Raw genomic sequence first — 19,108 nt, forward strand, 5'->3', positions numbered from 1 at the left:
GGTATAAAAATGGATGATAAAGTGAAAAAAGCAATAGCTCCTGTTGATGAATTGCTTCCACCACAGCAGTTATTTATTTTAGGTTTACAACATGTTTTGGCAATGTGTGCAGGTGCAGTTGCTGTTCCTTTAATAATAGGAAGTGCGTTAAAATTATCTAGTGAAGAAATAATATTTCTTATAAATGCAGATCTTTTTGTGGCAGGTATAGCAACTTTAATACAGTCTTTAGGTATAAAGAATTTTATTGGGGCAAAGGTTCCTGTTATTGAAGGAGCAAGTTTTGCATCTGTATCGGCAATGATAGCTATTGCAAATACTTATCCAGGAGATCCTATAACAGGTATTACAACTATTTTTGGAGCTACATTTATAGCTGGATTATTCTGCTTTATTATGGCACCTTTCTTTGGAAAACTTATAAGATTTTTCCCAAAAGTAGTAACAGGTACTGTAATAACTATAATAGGAATATCGTTACTTCCAGTAGCAGTTAAATGGTGTGCAGGCAATGATATAAACTCTCCAACATTCGCTAGTCCTAAAAATATTTTATTAGCTTTATTTGTTCTAATTTTAATCCTGACTATGTATAAATTCTTTAAGGGAATTTTAGGTAATATATCTATATTATTAGGTATAGTTATAGGAACTATTGTTGCTTCAATGTTAAACATGACAGACTTTAGCAGGGTTAGTAGTTCTGGATGGATTAATATAGATGTACCTTTCTATTTTGGATCACTTAAATTTAATTTAACGGCTATAATTTCAATGATATTAGTTATGTTAGTTACGATGACAGAATCTACAGGAAATATGATAGCTATACATGAAATGGTTGGTAAAGAGATTGATGATAAAAACTTAACTAGAGGACTTAGAACAGATGGATTTGCCACAATGCTTGCAGGTATATTTAATACCTTCCCACACACTGCTTTTGGACAAAATGTAGGTCTTGTAAATTTAACAGGGGTTAAAAGCCGTTTTGTGGTAGCTGCTTCAGGAATAATTTTGATATTATTGGGGCTATTCCCAAAAGCAGGAGCAGTAGTAGCTTCTATACCATATCCTGTCCTTGGAGGAGCTGGAATAGCTATGTTTGGTATGGTGGCTTCAGGTGGAATCTCAAGCCTTGGCAAGGTTGAATTTAATGGAACTAAAAATGGAATGATAGTAGCAGTAAGCCTTGGACTTGCTATGATTCCTTTAGCAGTACCAACTTTTTATTCTAAATTTCCACAATGGGTAGACACTCTTTTCCATAGTGGTATAACAACTGGTAGTTTATCTGCTATACTTTTAAATTTATTCTTTAATGAGCTTGGAAAAAATAAAAAATTACCAATACAAGATAATAAAGAAGTAGTTAATAAAGATAGTTGTAAAGCGTAACAGATTAAAAAAGAAATGAAAATAACACTTTAAAATTATGTTTTATATAGACATAAAAGGAGATGTAATTTTACAATGGCCACTTTAATAAAAAATGGAGTTATTGTTACTTCAGGAGATATTTTTAAAGGAGATATTTATATAGAAAATGGTATCATAACTAAAATAGGCATGAATTTAATTGAAGAAGCTGATGAAATAGTTGATGCTGATGAAAAATATGTAATTCCTGGAGGTGTAGATGTTCACACTCACTTAAATTTAGATGTAGGAATAGCTGTGGCCACAGATGACTTTTATACTGGAACTATAGCAGCTGCATGTGGTGGTACTACAACTATAGTTGATCATTTAGCATTTGGACCAAAAGGATGTAATTTACATCATCAAGTAAATTTATATCATAATTATGCTAGAGATAATGCGGTTATAGATTATGGATTTCATGGTGTTATACAACATGTAAACGATAATATATTAGAAGAACTTGAAGAGCTATCTAGTGAAGGAATTACAAGTAATAAAGTTTACTTAACCTATGACTATAGATTAAGTGATTTAGAAGTATTTAAAGTGCTTAAAAAATCTAAAGAAATTGGCATAATCACAGCTGTACATCCAGAGAATAATGACGTTGTTAATTATCTTAGGGAATATTATTCAAGTAATGGTCTTACGGCACCGATATACCACTCAAAGAGCAGACCGGTATGTTGTGAAGGAGAAGCTATAAATAAAATGCTCAATATTGCTAAAATGGCAGGAGATTCTCCTTTATACATAGTGCATCTTTCCTGTAAGCTCGGATTAGATTATATAAAAATGGCTATGGATAATGGACAAAAGAATGTTTTTACAGAAACATGTCCTCAATATCTTTTTTTAGATGAAACTAAATATAATGGTAAAAATAATGAAGGATTAAAATATATTGCTAGTCCTCCTTTAAGAGAAAAGTCTAATCAAGATGCATTGTGGAAGGGAATTCAAGATGGCTATATACAAGTTATTGCAACAGATCACTGTCCATTTAATTTCAATGTAGAAAAACAACTAGGAAAAGATGACTTTACTAAATGTCCAGGTGGAGTACCGGGAATAGAAACTAGAATTCCGCTGATTTTTTCAGAGGGAGTCATGAAGAAAAGAATATCATTAAATAAATTTGTAGATTTAGTAAGTACGAAACCTGCAAAAATATTTGGATTATACCCCAAAAAAGGGACTATTGCAATTGGCTCCGATGGAGATATTGTTATAATTGACCCTAATAAAAAAGTTAAAATTACAAAATCAATGTTACATGAAAATGTGGATTATACTCCTTATGAAGGATTTGAACTTCAAGGGTATCCAATAATAACAATTTCAAGAGGAAAAGTTATAGTAAAAGATAATGAGTTTATTGGAGAAAAAGGGTATGGACAATTTCTAAAAAGAGAAAAAACAAACTTTTCTAATATTTAAATAAATAGCGATTTTTCTAATTATAAAGAACCTTTTGTAAAATAAAAGGTTCTTGTTTCTAAATTTATCAAAATGATAAGATATATAGGTCATTAAATCGAGTATTAGCATGAATATTTACAACATTCGATAAATTTATTATTAAAATGATAAATTTATCATTTTAATAATAAGTTTATGGCTATAATTTTTAAAGATTAACCATTTATAGGCTTTAAAGTATTTACCATGATTACACCAAATGACATTAAGATGATTGCTAAAGCAGGCTTTTCTGAAAGAAACACAACTATAATCGTCATTACATTTTCTTTTGGTATTGGTCTTACCACTATGAAGTTTGCTATTGATACATTTCTACCATTTTTGCAGCCATTCTTTAGTGGAGTACAACCTCTTATAAGTTCACCAGCTGCTGTATGCTGTATCGTTTCAATTATAGCAAGTATTCTTTTTCCAATGGGTAAAGAAGATAAAGAATTAGTGAAATCAGCAATACAGAATGATCAATCTCCAATTAGTAGCTAATTAATATATGAATGGATATTCTTGAATGTATAGGAATTTAGAAATACATAGGAAAAGCTTAGCCTTATGCATCTAGAATCAGAAGGAAATATTTATGAAAAGGTTACAGGAGTTCTTGTGAAAAAGCAGAAATAATAATTAAATATAGAAATTATTTATAAATATCGCACAATAATAATGTATATTTGTAATCGTTAACTATATTTTAAATAAAAAATTGAGAAGGTGACAAATATTGAATAATGTGATTGGACAAAACATTCCAAGAGTAGATGCTTACGAAAAAGTTACTGGCAGAGTAAAATTTACGGATGATTTGATTTTAAATCAATGTCTTGTGGCAAAAGTGTATCATTCTACCATTGCCAATGGAATTGTAAAGTCAATTGATACCAGTGAAGCAGAAGATTTAGACGGGGTTATAAAGATTGTAACATTTAAAGATGTACCAAAACAAACTTATCCTACTCCAGGTCATCCCTGGTCAGTGGAACCTGCTCATCAAGATGTGGCAGACCGTAATATTTTGACAAGAAGAGTCCGTTATTATGGAGATGATATTGCAGCTGTTATTGCAGAGGATGAAGTAATCGCGACCCGGGCTTTAAAATTAATTAAAGTTGAGTACGAAGAATATAAGCCTGAGATACATCCAAGAGAATCTATGAAAGGGAGCAATCCTCCGATTCATGAAGAAAAGCCTGATAATATTCTTGCCAAAAGCGAGTATGAAATCGGCAATGTGAAAGAAGCTTTTGAATCGGCGGAAGTGGTTGTAAACGGAACTTATAAAACTCAGGTTGTGCAGCATTGCCATATTGAGAATCCTATCTCATATGCGTATATGGAGAAAGGACGTATTGTGATTGTCAGCTCTACACAGATTCCCCATATTGTAAAAAGGGTTGTAGGACAGGCATTGGGAATTTCATGGGGAAAAGTAAGAGTTATAAAGCCTTATATCGGTGGAGGATTCGGCAATAAACAGGATGTGTTATATGAGCCCTTGAATGCTTTTTTAACAACGCAGGTAGGCGGCCGTCCTGTAAAATTAGATATTACAAGAGAGGAAACTTTTGTTTGCACTAGAACAAGGCACTCCATAGAATATGATCTTAAAGCAGGAGTAAACAAAGAAGGAATAATCATTGGCAAAGAGATGTATGCTTATTCCAATCAAGGAGCATATGCTTCTCATGGTCATGCTATTGCTGCCAACGGTGCAACTGCATGGAGACATTTGTATCATGTAGACAATATTAAAGCAACGGCTTATACAATCTATACCAATACTCCTGTAGGTGGAGCCATGAGAGGATATGGCATTCCACAGATATGCTTTGCAAGTGAAGCTTTTATAGATGATATTGCTTATAAAATTAATATGGATCCATTAGAGTTTCGTAAGAAGAATTTAATTAAGGGATACTTTGAAGATCCTTATCTTACTCCTATAGCAGCCAATACAAATGGTGTTATGGAATGTATGGATAAGGGTGCTAAGTATATTAATTGGCAGAAAAAACGAGAACAATACCGAAATCAGACAGGGAATATCCGCAGGGGAGTCGGTATGTCGGTGTTTAGTTATAAAACTGGTGTATGGCCTATTTCTCTTGAAATAGCAGGTGCCAGACTGGTTATGAATCAAGACGGCAGTGTACAGCTTATGGTTGGAGCTACTGAGATAGGACAGGGTTCAGATACGGTATTTTCACAAATGGTAGCGGAAACTTTGCATATAAATATGGAAGATGTTCATATCCAGTCTATTCAGGATACTGATGTTACACCATTTGATACAGGTGCTTATGCATCCAGACAGTCTTATGTAACAGGTACCGCAGTAAAACAGTGTGCAGAACAGATGTATGAAAAGATTTTAACTTATGCCAAAACACTTCTGAAAGAAGAATATAACCAATTAGAGATTGAAGACGGATGGATCTTAGGGGATGGAAAAAAGATATTGTCCTTAGAAGAGTTAGCTATGGAAAGTTACTACAGCCTCAGCAATTCCTCTGTTATTACATCGGAAGTATCTCTTCAGGCGAAAAAGAATGCCATAGCAACCGGATGCTGCTTTGCAGAAGTAGAAGTAGATATTAAGCTTGGAAAAGTAAAGATTATAAAAATAATCAATGTCCATGACAGCGGAGTATTACTGAATCCTCAGCTTGCTGTTATGCAGATACATGGAGGAATGTCCATGGGAATTGGTTATGGATTAAGCGAGCAATTGCTTGTGGATGAGAAAACAGGCAGAGTCTTAAACGGTACATTGTTAGATTACAAAATGCCGACAACAATGGACTTACCGGATCTGGATGTTGATTTTGTAGAATTAGAAGAACCTACAGGACCTTATGGCAATAAAGCATTGGGAGAACCGCCGGCCATTCCGCCAGCTCCAGCTATTCGTAATGCTGTCTTACATGCAACCGGTGTCAGTCTTCATGAGATTCCTATGTCTCCTCAAAGATTAATTGATGCTTTTACCAAAGCAGGTTTAATATAGAAAGGAGAAATGTTATGTACGATATTAATCATTATTATAATGCAGCAACAATAAAAGAAGCAGTTTCCCTTCTTAAAGAACATTCTGATGCAAGAATTATTGCAGGAGGAAGTGATGTGCTAATCAAGATTCGAGAAGGAAAAATGGCAGGAACAGATCTGCTCTGTATTCGTGACATCAAGGAACTCCAGGGAGTTATTTTAACAGAAAATAAAGATATTCATATTGGTGCTGCCACTACTTTCAGTCATATTACCAATGATCCGATTATTCAAAAATATATTCCTGTTTTGGGAGAAGCAGTAGATCAAGTTGGCGGACCGCAGGTTCGAAATATTGGAACAATCGGCGGTAATATCTGTAATGGTGCGGTTAGTGCAGATAGTGCTCCTACAGTCTTTTCTTTGGATGCTAAATTAAAGATTGTCAGCAGTGACAGTGAAAGAATTGTACCGGTAAAAGAATTCTATTTAGGACCGGGACGTGTGGATCTGCATCCGGGCGAACTGCTTACACATATTATTATCCCTAAAGAGAATTACTGGGGATATTGGGGACACTATATTAAATATTCCATGAGAAATGCTATGGATATTGCTACATTAAGCTGTAGTGTTGTAAGCAAGATAAATTCTCAGACCAATGTTTTAGAGGATGTAAGAATTACATTTGGAGTTGCAGCACCTGTTCCTTACCGCTGCCATATGACGGAAAATGCCATCAAAGGAAAAATGATTAAGGAATCTCTTTATCAAGTAGTAGAAGATACCATTCGCCAAGAGATTAATCCAAGAGATTCATGGAGAGCTTCTAAAGCATTTCGTCTTCAAATCGGTGGAGAGATTGCAAAAAGGGCACTGGCAAAAACAATAGAACTTTCAAGGGGGAATCATCATGAATAAAGAGATGCGATTGGTAAAATGCATCGTAAATGGAAAAGAAGTAGCCGAATATGTAGACGTGAGGGAATCCTTATTGGATATGTTGCGTAACCGTTTAGGACTTACTTCGGTAAAAAAAGGCTGTGAAGTAGGAGAATGCGGTGCCTGCACTGTAATTATTGATGGCGAAACAGTTGATTCTTGTATCTATTTGGCAGTGTGGGCAGAAGGTAAGAATATTAGAACATTGGAAGGGCTCCTTGGAGAGAATGGAGAATTAACTAGAATTCAAGAGGCATTTATTGAAGAAGGAGCAGTTCAGTGCGGATTCTGCACACCAGGCTTTGTAATGTCAGCTACTGTTTTATTAGAACGAGGAGAAAAACTTTCCAGAGAAGCTATTAAAAAGCATATGGCAGGAAACTTATGCCGCTGTACTGGATATCACAATATTGTATCGGCAGTAGAAAAAGTGATAGAAGAAAATGGAGTTAATCAGAATTAGGTCATGTTTGAAAATCAACTAGTACAAGAATTAAAATAAATAAATTTGTAGATTTGATAAGTACAAAACCTGCAAAAATATTTGAATTATACCCTAAGAAAGGGACTATTGCAATTGGCACCGATGGAGATATTATTATAATTGACCCTAATAAAAAAGTTAAAATTATAAAATCAATGTTACAGAAAAATGTGGATTATACTCCTTATGAAGGATTTGAACTTCAAGGATATCCAATAATGACAATTCCAAGAGGAAAAATTATAGTAGAAGATAATGAGTTTGTTGGAAAAAAGGATATGGACAATTTCTAAAAAGAAAAAAAGTAGATTTCTCTATTATTGACTAAATAATAATTTTATAGTTATAAAGAACCTTTATAGATTAAAAAGGTTCTTTTTTCTTAATTTATCAAAATGATAAGATATATTACGAAGTTGAATATTAGAGTGAATATTTACAACATTCGATAAATTAATTATTAAAATGATAAATTTATCATTTTAATAATTAATTTATACATATAATTTTTCTCAATTAACCATTTATAGGCTTTAAGATGTTTGGCATAGATATTGCTTATTAAAATATATTAAAGGAGGAGGCAAAAAGTTAAAAAGAATATAAAAATTTTTCATTTTAAAGATTTTAAATAATTTAGTATGTAAATTCAAAATTTAATTATAAAAATTTAGGAGGCGTATTCATGCAAGATATTAAAAAATTAACTGAAAAATTAGGAAATTTCAAATGTGAAAAAATGTATAATAATGATTTCTTCTTAACTTGGGAAAAGACAGATGACGAACTTAATGCGGTATTTACAGTAGCAGATATTTTACGCAAAATGAGAGAAGATAATATATCTACAAAAATATTTGATAGTGGATTAGGTATTTCACTATTCCGTGATAATTCTACAAGAACAAGATTTAGCTTTGCAAGTGCATGTAACTTATTAGGATTAGAAGTTCAGGATTTAGATGAAGGAAAGTCACAAATTGCCCATGGAGAAACAGTACGTGAAACAGCGAATATGATTTCTTTCATGGCTGATGTTATAGGTATCAGAGATGACATGTTTATAGGTAAAGGAAATAAATATATGCATGAAGTATCTGAGGCAGTTCAAGATGGATATAAAGAAGGCGTTTTAGAACAACGTCCTACACTTGTAAATCTTCAATGTGATATAGACCATCCAACTCAATGTATGGCAGATTTACTTCATATAATTCATCATTTTGGAGGAGCAGAAAATCTTAAAGGTAAAAAAATAGCTATGTCTTGGGCATATTCACCATCTTATGGTAAACCACTTTCAGTTCCACAAGGTGTAATTGGATTAATGACAAGAATGGGAATGGAAGTTGTACTTGCTCATCCAGAAGGATATGACTTAATGCCTGAAGTAGAAGAAGTAGCAAGAAAAAATGCTGAAGCAAGCGGCGGTAAATTTATAAAAACTAATTCAATGAAAGAGGCTTTCGAAAATGCAGATATAGTATATCCTAAGAGCTGGGCACCTTTTGCATTCATGGAAAGACGTACAAACCTATATGGAGAAGGTAAATTTGAAGAAATAGATGTACTAGAAAAAGAATTATTACAAGAAAATGCTAAACATAAAGATTGGGAATGTACAGAAGAAATGATGAAGCTTACTAAAGATGGAAAAGCATTATATTTACACTGCTTACCAGCTGACATCACAGGAGTTAGCTGTAGTGAAGGAGAAGTAGCTGCATCAGTATTTGATCGTTACCGTGAACCACTTTACAAAGAAGCTGGATATAAACCTTATATTATTGCTGCAATGATATTCTTAAGCAAAGTTAAAAATCCAGTTGAAACAATTGAGAAGCTTTTAAAAGCAAATAATCCAAGATTTTACGGAAAATAATTATGATGTAATAAAAAATTTATTATATCTTTAAGGGGGAAAAGTTTGTATGGGCGACAAGATGCGACCAATTTCATTTGAAAGAATGATTACATGGATTATAAAAGAACTTAAAGAAAAGGAATCTATTTTTGGAATTCACAAGAATAAATTTTACAAAAATAATACTAATAAATATATAGAATTATTTGGAGAAAAACTGGCATCTCCAATTGGTCCTGCAGCAGGTCCTAATTCTCAATTAACACAAAACATAGTTGCATCTTACTTAACAGGGAGCCGTTTTATTGAATTAAAAACAGTGCAAGTTATTGATGGAGAGGATTTACCCGTAGCTAAACCATGTATTCATGCAGAAGATGAATGTTACAATGTGGAATGGTCTACAGAACTAACAGTGCCAGAAGCTTATGATGAGTATATAAAGGCTTGGTTCTTACTTCATGTTTTAATGAAAGAATTAAACTTAAGCAAAGAAAGAGACTTTATGTTTAATATGAGTGTAGGCTATGATTTAGAAGGTATAAAATCTCCTAAAGTTGATGCTTATATAGAAGGAATGAGAAATGCATCCACTACAAAGGTTTGGAAGGAATGCAAAGAAACATTAATTTCTAATATGGATTTATTCTCTAATTTTAGTAAAGAAGATTTGGACAAAATTTCACCAGTAGTTTGCCCGTCCATTACTTTATCTACACTACATGGATGTCCACCAGAAGAAATTGAAAAGATTGCAAAGTATCTTTTAGAAGAAAAAAATCTTCATACTTTTATAAAGATGAATCCAACTCTTTTAGGAGAAAAATTTGTTAGAGATACCTTTGATCAAATGGGATATGATTACGTAGTTCTTAATCCTAAACATTTTGTAAATGACTTGCAATATAAAGATGGAGTATCTATGCTTAAACGTCTAAAAGTTATTGCTAAAGAATTAAAATTAGAAATAGGAGTAAAGCTTACAAATACTCTGCCAGTTAAAATTGAAAATGGCGAATTACCTGGAGAAGAAATGTATATGTCAGGCCGCTCTCTTTTCCCACTAACTATATCTTTAGCAAGTAAATTAGCTTCAGAATTTGATGGAGATTTACAGATATCTTATTCTGGTGGTGCAGATTTCTTTAATGTAGAAAAAATCTTAAAAGCAGGCATTCAACCAATCACTTTTGCAACTACTATATTAAAACCAGGTGGTTATGAAAGAATAACTCAAATGGCTAAAAAGGTAGAAGATAATCTTAAAGGTGCATTTAAAGGTATAAATACAGAATATTTAAATGAGTTTGCAAAGTCAGCTTTAAATGATAAATATCACCTTAAAGATCTTAGACCTGTAAGCAGCAGGAAGATTTCTTCTGAACTTCCAATTTATGATTGTGCAATAGCACCTTGTACAATAGGATGCCCTATAAATCAACAAATACCTGAATATGTAGCTTTAGTTGGTGAGAAAAAATATGATGAAGCTTTCAACTTAATAGTTAAAGATAATGCTTCGCCAGCAATTACAGGAACTATATGCAATCACAATTGTCAATACAAATGTACAAGACTTGATTATGATGAATCAGTTTTAATTAGAGACATGAAAAAAGTAGCAGTTTTAAATGCTGCAGATAAGTATATTTCAAATATTAAAAAAGCGGACATAAAGAGTAATAAAAAAGTAGCAGTTATAGGAGCAGGTCCAGCAGGACTATCTGTTGCACTTTTCTTAAGAAGAAATGGTGTAGATGTAACTGTAATGGATAGAAAAGAAAGACCTTATGGCGTTATAGAATATGTTATTCCAGAGTTTAGAATTTCTTCTGAAATGATTAAAAAAGACTTTGAACTTGTTAAAAAACAAGGAGTTAATTTTAAATTTGGTATTGATGAAAAATTAGATGTAGATGCACTAAAGAGTGAATATGATTATGTGGTACTAGCAATAGGTGCTTGGAAACCAGGTAATTTACCATTAAAAGAAGGCGGAGAAAAAGCTGTTGATGCTATTTCATTCCTTGAAAATAACAAAAGTTCTAAAGGAAACATGAATTTAGGAAAGCATGTATGTGTCATCGGTGGTGGCGACGTAGCTATGGATGCAGCACGTGCAGCTAAAAGAACTCCAGGAGTAGAAAAAGTTTCTATAGTTTATAGAAGAACTAAAAAATATATGCCAGCTAGCTTAGAAGAAATAGAGTTAGCTCAATCAGAAGATATATTATTTAAAGAATTACTTTCACCAATATCAATAAAAGATTCCAAATTAATTTGTGAAGAGATGAAATTAGGAGAAAAAGATGCTTCAGGAAGAAGAAGACCTGTAAGTTCTGGCAAAATTGTGGAGATAGAAGCAGATACAGTTATTTCTGCTGTAGGACAGCAAATAGACAGTGATTTACTTAGAAAAAATAAAATAAAATTGGATTCTAAAGGTTTCCCTAAGGTAAACAAAGCTTGTGAGACAAACGTTACTAATGTATATGTTGCTGGGGACATGAAAGAAGGACCATCTACTATTGTTAAAGCTATAGCTGATGGTAAAGCAGTATCTAAAGATATTTTATTAAAAGAAGGATTAAGTAATGATTTTGATAAAAAAGTCTTTACTGTAAATGAAAAGGAAACATATAACAAGAAAGGTATATTAAAAGCTTCTGATTGTTTAGAAAAAGAATCAGATAGATGTCTATCTTGTAACAAGGTATGTGAAATTTGTGTAGACGTTTGTCCTAACAGAGCAAATATAGTTGTTAATGTGGATGAAGGTTTCCAATCTTCACATCAAATAATACACTTAGATGGAATGTGCAATGAGTGTGGTAACTGTGGTATATTCTGTCCTTATGAAGGAAATCCATATAAAGATAAAACAACAGTTTTTTGGAGCAAAGAAGATTTTGAAGATAGTACAAACAAAGGATTTTTAATCATAGATAAAGATAAAGGAGTCTGCAAAGTTAGAAAAGAAAATGCTGAGGTTGTAGATTATACTGTTGGTGAATTAAATGTCATCTCAAATGAAATGGAAAATATGATTAAAACTTTCATAAATAAATATAGCTATATGTCATAAAGAATATTTAGAATTGGGGAGGTAAATCAGATGTTGTTGATTGGAAATGGAAAAGTTATAACTAGAGATAATACTAGACCAATCATAGACAATGGGTGTGTTGCTGTTGAGAAAAATAAAATTATTGAAATTGGATCAACTGAAACTCTAAAAAATAAATATAAAGGATACCAATTTATAGATGCAAAAGGCAAACTTATAATGCCAGGATTTATAAATACTCATATGCACTATTATAGTACTTTTGCTAGAGGTATGGCTAATGATAGTCCTCCAGCAAAATCATTCCCTGATATACTTAAAGGTCTTTGGTGGAGATTAGATAAAGTATTAAATTTAGAAGATGTTTACTATAGTGCTATGGTACCTATGGTTGATCAAATAAAAAATGGAGTAACTACTGTATTTGATCATCATGCTAGTGCTCATGCTGTCAAAGGAAGCTTATTTAAAATAGCAGAGGCAGCAGAGACAATGGGAATTCGTAGTAATTTGTGTTATGAAACTTCCGATAGAGATGGAGAAAAAATTGCACAAGAAGGCATCGACGAAAATGCAGAATTTATTAAATATTGTAATGGTAAAAAGGATGATATGATCAAAGGAATGTTTGGACTTCATGCATCTATGACAATTTCTGAAAAGACTTTAGAAAAATGTGTGGATGCAGCTAAAAGCTTAAACACAGGCTTCCATGTTCATTGCGGAGAAGGTATTGAAGATTTAGAAGATTCAAAAGAAAAGTATGGCAAGGGCGTTATAGAAAGATGGTACGATGCAGGAGTTCTTTGTGATAAAACCATAGCAGTACATTGTATTTATGTTTCAGATGATGAAATGGAAATGATCAAAGAAAAGAATTCAATAGTAGTTCATAATCCTGAGTCAAACATGGGAAATGCAGTAGGTGTTTCTCCAGTGCTTAAAATGTATAAAAAGGGAATTTTATTAGGATTAGGAACTGATGGATATACTCCAGATATTACTGAATCTTATAAAGTTGCTAACATTATCCATAAGCATGCTGCTAAAGATTCAACTGTGGCATGGGGTGAAATTCCTGAAATGTTATTTGAGAACAACAGAAAAATTACCGAAAGATTTATTGATGATAAGGTTGGAATTTTAAAAGAAGGTGCACTAGCGGATATAATTGTAGTAGATTATAATCCACCAACACCAATTAATGAAAATAATATTAACAGCCATATATTATTTGGTATCAATGGAAGACATGTTGATACAACTATTATAAATGGTAAGGTTTTAATGGAAGATAGAAAACTTCTTCATGTTGATGAAGAGAGAATTATGGCTAGAAGCAGAGAACTAGCAACTGAAGTTTGGAAAAGATTTTAATTTATAAGGTTTTGGAGGGGTTTTAAATGGAAACTATTAAAAAAGAAGAAATATTAAAATTAGCTGAGAAATATAAACCAGAGATGGCAAAATTCTTAAGAGATATGATTAGAATTCCAAGTGAAAGCTGTCAAGAGAAAGAAGTAGTACTTAGAATAAAAGAAGAGATGGAAAAAGTAGGATTTGATAAAGTAGAAATAGATCCTATGGGAAATGTATTAGGATATATAGGTCATGGAAAACATGTTATAGCTATGGATGCTCATATAGATACAGTTGGAATAGGTGATAGAAATCTATGGAATTATGATCCTTATGAAGGATATGAAGATGATGAAATAATAATAGGAAGAGGAGGAACAGACCAAGAAGGCGGAATGGCTTCTATGGTTTATGCTGGAAAGATAATCAAAGATCTTGGACTAGAAGATGATTACACATTAATAGTAACTGGTACTGTACAAGAAGAAGACTGTGATGGACTATGCTGGCAATATATAATCAATGAAAGCAAAATAAAACCAGAATTTGTTGTGATCACAGAGCCAACTTCCTTAAATATATACAGAGGACACAGAGGAAGAATGGAAATAAAAGTTACAACTCGTGGTGTTAGCTGTCACGGATCAGCACCAGAAAGAGGAGATAACGCAATATTTAAAATGGCTCCTATACTAAATGAATTAAAAGCTTTACATGAAAACTTAAAATATGATGAATTCTTAGGAAAAGGTAGTTTAACTGTATCTGAAATATTCTTCTCATCACCTTCAAGATGTGCTGTTGCAGATGGATGTACTATATCTGTAGACAGAAGACTTACTGATGGTGAAACTTGGGAATATGCAATTCAACAAATTAAGAATTTACCAGCAGTTAAAGCTGCAAATGCTGAAGTTGAAATGTATAGCTATGAAAGACCTTCATATACTGGTTTAGTATACCCAACAGAATGTTTCTTCCCAACTTGGGTATTAAAAGAAGATCACCCAGCATGTGAAACAGCTGTAAAATGCTATAAAGATCTATTCAAGAGTGAACCAAAAGTTGATAAATGGACATTCTCTACAAATGCAGTTTCTATAATGGGTAGATATGGAATACCATGTATAGGATTTGGACCAGGACATGAAGATCAAGCTCATGCTCCTAATGAAAAAACTTGGAAAGATGAATTAGTAAAATGTGCAGCAATGTATGCACTTATTCCAATAACTTATGTAAAAGAATTTGCTAACAAATAGTAGGGGGTATAGGACATGGGGTTAAGTAAATTAGTTATAGCATTAGGTGGAAACGCACTTCAAGAATCTGGAACCCCTGCGACAGCAGAAGCTCAATTAGAAGTAGTTAAAAAGACTTGCGAGTATATAGCAGAGCTTAGTTGCAGAAAATATGAAATTGCAATAGTTCATGGAAATGGACCACAAGTAGGAAGAATTCTACTTGCATCAGAAGCAGCTGCAAATGTTACACCATCTATGCCTTTTGATGTATGTGGTGCTATGAGTCAAGGTTATATAGGATATCATATTCAGCAATCTCTTAGAAAAGCTTTAGCTGACAGAAATAAAAATACACCAGTGGCAACAATTGTTACACAGGTAGTAGTGGATAAAGATGACATTGCTTTTAAAAACCCTACTAAACCTATAGGAGCTTTTTATAGTGAAGAAGAAGCTAAAAAACTTCAAGAAGAAAAGGGTTATGTGATGAAAGAAGATTCTGGAAGAGGATGGAGAAGAGTAGTAGCTTCACCAGCACCTAAAAGAATAGTAGAGATTTCATCAGTTAAAGAACTATGGAATTCAACTATATGTATAGCAGCAGGCGGTGGCGGTATTCCAGTTATTGAAAAGGAAGATGGATCATTAGAGGGAGTTGCCGCAGTTATAGATAAAGATCTTGCAGCTGAAAAACTTGCTGAAGATGTTAATGCAGATACTTTAATGATACTTACAGAGGTTGAAAAGGTATCAATAAACTTTAATAAACCTAATCAAGCTGATCTTAATCATATTACTGTAGAAGAAGCTGAAAAATATATGGAAGAGGGACATTTTGCTCCTGGATCAATGCTTCCTAAGGTTAAGGCAGCAGTAATGTTTGCAAAAGCGAACCCAAATCATAAAGCTATAATAACTTCACTTTACAGTGCAGTAGATGCACTAGAAGGTAAGACAGGAACAGTTATCACACTAAATAAATAAGATTAAATTTAATTTGAGAGTTGAAAGTAAAGAATTGAGGGCTAAAAAACTTCTTAACTTTCAGCTCTCAATTTTTAAATATAGTTTATTCTAAAAGTTTCTTTATGAGTAATAAAATATAAATATATTAATTATGGGGTGAGCTCTTATGTCTGAATTTATTTTAAATGGTGAAAGAATCAACGTTGAAGAAGATATAAACTTTCTTGAATATCTAAGAGAATATAAAAATTTAACCTCAGTGAAAAACGGTTGTGCAGAAGGAGCTTGTGGTGCTTGCATGATAATTGTAGATGGCAAAGCTATGAGAGCTTGTTTATTTACAACTGTAAAAGCAGATGGGAAAAATATATTGACTGTTGAAGGGCTTTCAGAAAAAGAGAAAGAGGTATTCGTTTGGGCTTTTTCAAAAGCTGGTGCAGTTCAATGCGGTTTTTGTATACCGGGGATGATTATAAGTGCAAAGGCACTTTTAGATAAGAATTTAGATCCAAGTAAAAAAGAAATTAAAGCAGCTATTAGAGGAAATGTTTGTAGGTGTACTGGATACGTTAAAATAATAAAAGCCATTGAAATGGCAGCAGAAGCATTTAGAAATGGTGGAATTTTACCTGATGAAAAATATAAAGGTAAAATAGGTGAAAATATTCCAAGAATAGATGCAAAGGATAAAATCTTAGGTACCGGAAAATATGTAGATGACATGAAAGTAGAGGGAATGGTTTATGGCTCTGCTTTAAGAACGAAATATCCTAGAGCTTTAGTAAAGAGTATTGATATTTCAGAAGCTTTAAAACATCCAGAAGTAGAAGCGGTACTTACGGCAGAAGATATACCAGGAAAGAGATTTATAGGACATATATCAAAAGATTGGCCAGCTTTAATAGCAGTAGGAGAAGAAACAAGATATGTTGGAGATTCAGTTGCACTAGTTGCAGCAAAGAGTAAAAAAGCTTTAAAAGAAATACTTAATCTTATAAAAGTAGAATATGAAGAGTTGGAGCCTTTAAGTACTCCTTCTATGGCAATGGAGGAAAATGCACCTAAAATCCATCCTGATGGAAATATTTTAAGAGTAGAAAAAGTAAAAAGAGGTAACGTGGATGAAGCTATAGCTAATTCTAAGTATGTAGTTACAAATCATTATTCTACTCCTTTTACTGAACATGCTTTTTTAGAGCCAGAAAGTGCTGTAGCTATGCCAGAGAGTGATGGGATTCTTATCTATACTGGAGCTCAAGGGATATATGATGAACAAAGAGAAGTTTCTGAGCTTTTAGGACTTCCTCATGAAAAGGTAAGGGTTATAAGCAAATACGTGGGAGGCGGTTTTGGTGGAAAAGAGGATATGAGTGTACAACATCATGCTGCTCTACTTGCTTGGTATATGAAAAAGCCTGTAAAAGTAACTTTAAGCCGTAAGGAAAGTATAATGATTCATCCTAAGAGACACGCTATGGAAATGACTATTACTACTGCTTGTGATGAAGAAGGAAATTTAACAGCATTTAAAGCTGAAATTATAGCAGATACTGGTGCCTATGCATCATTGGGTGGACCTGTACTTCAAAGGGCTTGTACTCATGCAGCAGGACCATATAGATGTTCAAATGTGGAGATAAAAGGTACAGCAGTATATACCAATAATCCTCCAGGTGGAGCTTTTAGAGGTTTTGGTGTAACTCAGTCAGTTTTCGGATCAGAATGTAATCTAAATCTTTTAGCGGAAAAAGTAGGTATATCTCCTTGGGAAATAAGATTTAAAAATGCAGTAGAACCGGGAGATATATTGCCTAATGGACAAATTGCAGATGAAGGAACTGCTATCAAAGAAACTATATTGGCTGTAAAAGATGCATATGAAAATAATAAATATGCTGGAATAGCTTGCTGTATGAAAAATGCAGGAATTGGTGTTGGATTACCTGATATTGGTAGATGTAATTTAGTAGTGATAGATGGAAAAGTTCACATAAGAACTAGTGCAGCTTGTATAGGACAAGGACTTGGAACAATTCTTACACAAATAATATGTGAAACAACAAATTTATTACCACAGCAGATAATTTTAGATTTACCAGATACTCTGGTTGCACCAGATTCAGGAACAACTACAGCATCAAGACAAACAGTATTTACTGGAGAAGCTACAAGAGTGGCAGCATTAAAGCTTAAAGAAATGTTATTAACTAAATCACTAGAAGAATGTGAAGGGGAAGAATTCTATGGAGAATATAAAGGTATCACAGATCCTATTAATTCTGACAAAGAAAATCCAGTAAGTCACGTAGCTTATGGTTATGCAACACAAGTTGTTATCCTTGATGAAGATGGAAGGGTAGAAAAAGTAGTTGCAGCACACGATGTAGGAAAGGCTATAAATGTTACTAATGTAGAAGGACAAATTGAAGGTGGAGTAGTTATGGGACTTGGATATGCATTTACAGAAGATTATCCATTAAACAACTCTGTTCCTACTGCTAAATTTGGAACCTTAGGATTATTTAGAGCTACAGATATACCAGAAATTGAATCCATAATAATTGAAAAGAACACAAATGATTTAGCTTATGGTGCAAAAGGAGTAGGAGAAATCACAACTATACCAACAGCTCCAGCAGCTCAAGGAGCCTATTTAAAATTTGATGGACAATTTAGAAAAAAACTTCCTTTTGATGACACGGTTTATAGAAAAAAGAAATAATTGTTTAAATGTTTTTTAAAATGGCTATATTTTAGAAAATGTTGAAGATATATCAATTTTTAAGGGAAGCACTTTTGGGGTGCATATCACTTTGGCTTCCCTTGTTTCAATTTTTATAAAAGTTATGAACTTATTTCAAGCATATATTAACTGTAATATTATTCTCCAGTTGTTTCGTAAATATTTCAATAAGTTTTTGTTTATCATTTCAATAATATTTGTTTTTTCAGTTACCATAGGATTAGTTAAAGGACGATTGTCTCAAATAACTATATGATTATAAACATCTTCATAGCTTTTGGCTCAATTAATTCCTTTATATAAATAATACTATTATCCCCCATACTATTTAGTAATTTCTTTTTCAAATATTATTTCGTAATCTGTAGGTTTTCCATGAGAATTATAGTACATAGGAAGAACTTGCACTAATCTCCATCCGCTTTTAGCATATTCATCTATAATTTCATGATGGTCGGCACTAGAAAAGAGTCCTCCTAGTGTTGTTGGCACATATTTATATTCATACATAACCATTCCTCCAGTAAATTATAATTTTTCTACTTTA

At 32.8% G+C, this 19,108-nt stretch carries 13 protein-coding genes and 1 pseudogene; 13 read left to right on the top strand and 1 reads right to left on the bottom strand.

The genetic code is table 11. The annotated features are described in order from the left end of the window. Positions 1-9 precede the first annotated feature (9 nt). The 13 genes and pseudogenes from ACY1IQ_RS19560 (at position 10) to xdh (ending at position 18,540) form a co-directional block, all read left to right on the top strand. Positions 10-1,398, top strand: a complete 1,389-nt coding sequence (locus tag ACY1IQ_RS19560; protein WP_461615567.1) for a nucleobase:cation symporter-2 family protein — start codon at positions 10-12, stop codon at positions 1,396-1,398. Between the two features lie 75 nt (positions 1,399-1,473). Continuing rightward, entirely contained in the window at positions 1,474-2,865 is a 1,392-nt protein-coding gene (gene hydA, locus ACY1IQ_RS19565) for a dihydropyrimidinase (RefSeq protein WP_461615568.1), read from the top strand. 228 nt (positions 2,866-3,093) lie between these two features. Beyond that, positions 3,094-3,393 carry a hypothetical protein gene (locus ACY1IQ_RS19570; RefSeq protein ID WP_461615569.1) on the top strand — a complete coding sequence of 100 codons (300 nt, stop codon included), beginning with the start codon at positions 3,094-3,096 and terminating at the stop codon, positions 3,391-3,393. Between the two features lie 232 nt (positions 3,394-3,625). Next, positions 3,626-5,911 (top strand): xanthine dehydrogenase subunit XdhA, encoded by a 2,286-nt coding sequence (xdhA, locus tag ACY1IQ_RS19575; RefSeq protein WP_461615578.1) that lies wholly within the window; start codon positions 3,626-3,628, stop codon positions 5,909-5,911. Between the two features lie 14 nt (positions 5,912-5,925). After that, positions 5,926-6,813, top strand: a complete 888-nt coding sequence (gene xdhB, locus ACY1IQ_RS19580) for a xanthine dehydrogenase subunit XdhB (protein WP_461615570.1) — start codon at positions 5,926-5,928, stop codon at positions 6,811-6,813. Continuing rightward, a complete protein-coding gene (gene xdhC / locus ACY1IQ_RS19585; RefSeq protein WP_191741629.1) occupies positions 6,806-7,297 on the top strand; it encodes a xanthine dehydrogenase subunit XdhC in 492 nt (163 codons plus the stop codon). Before xdhB ends, xdhC begins: the two co-directional genes overlap by 8 nt. 26 nt (positions 7,298-7,323) lie before the next feature. Further along, positions 7,324-7,646, top strand: a pseudogene (locus tag ACY1IQ_RS19590) (amidohydrolase family protein); the annotation flags it as partial. A gap of 357 nt (positions 7,647-8,003) precedes the next feature. Beyond that, a complete protein-coding gene (gene ygeW / locus ACY1IQ_RS19595; RefSeq protein ID WP_461615571.1) occupies positions 8,004-9,200 on the top strand; it encodes a knotted carbamoyltransferase YgeW in 1,197 nt (398 codons plus the stop codon). Positions 9,201-9,249: 49 nt separating this feature from the next. Next, entirely contained in the window at positions 9,250-12,267 is a 3,018-nt protein-coding gene (gene ygfK, locus ACY1IQ_RS19600) for a putative selenate reductase subunit YgfK (protein ID WP_461615572.1), read from the top strand. Positions 12,268-12,297: 30 nt separating this feature from the next. Beyond that, positions 12,298-13,626, top strand: a complete 1,329-nt coding sequence (gene ssnA, locus ACY1IQ_RS19605; RefSeq protein WP_461615573.1) for a putative aminohydrolase SsnA — start codon at positions 12,298-12,300, stop codon at positions 13,624-13,626. Between the two features lie 26 nt (positions 13,627-13,652). Beyond that, on the top strand, positions 13,653-14,870 hold the full coding sequence (locus ACY1IQ_RS19610; RefSeq protein WP_461615574.1) for a YgeY family selenium metabolism-linked hydrolase: 1,218 nt from the start codon (positions 13,653-13,655) through the stop codon (positions 14,868-14,870). A 15-nt stretch (positions 14,871-14,885) separates the two neighbouring features. Beyond that, positions 14,886-15,836 (top strand): carbamate kinase, encoded by a 951-nt coding sequence (gene arcC / locus ACY1IQ_RS19615; RefSeq protein ID WP_461615575.1) that lies wholly within the window; start codon positions 14,886-14,888, stop codon positions 15,834-15,836. A 148-nt stretch (positions 15,837-15,984) separates the two neighbouring features. Then, positions 15,985-18,540, top strand: coding sequence for a selenium-dependent xanthine dehydrogenase (gene xdh / locus ACY1IQ_RS19620; RefSeq protein WP_461615576.1), 2,556 nt, complete (start codon positions 15,985-15,987; stop codon positions 18,538-18,540). Positions 18,541-18,885: 345 nt separating this feature from the next. On the opposite strand, the gene ACY1IQ_RS19625 is transcribed toward xdh, so the two are convergent. Beyond that, positions 18,886-19,071, bottom strand: a complete 186-nt coding sequence (locus tag ACY1IQ_RS19625) for a DUF4177 domain-containing protein (RefSeq protein WP_461615577.1) — start codon at positions 19,069-19,071, stop codon at positions 18,886-18,888. Positions 19,072-19,108: the final 37 nt, after the last annotated feature.

This window comes from Clostridium sp. Marseille-QA1073, assembly GCF_054863625.1.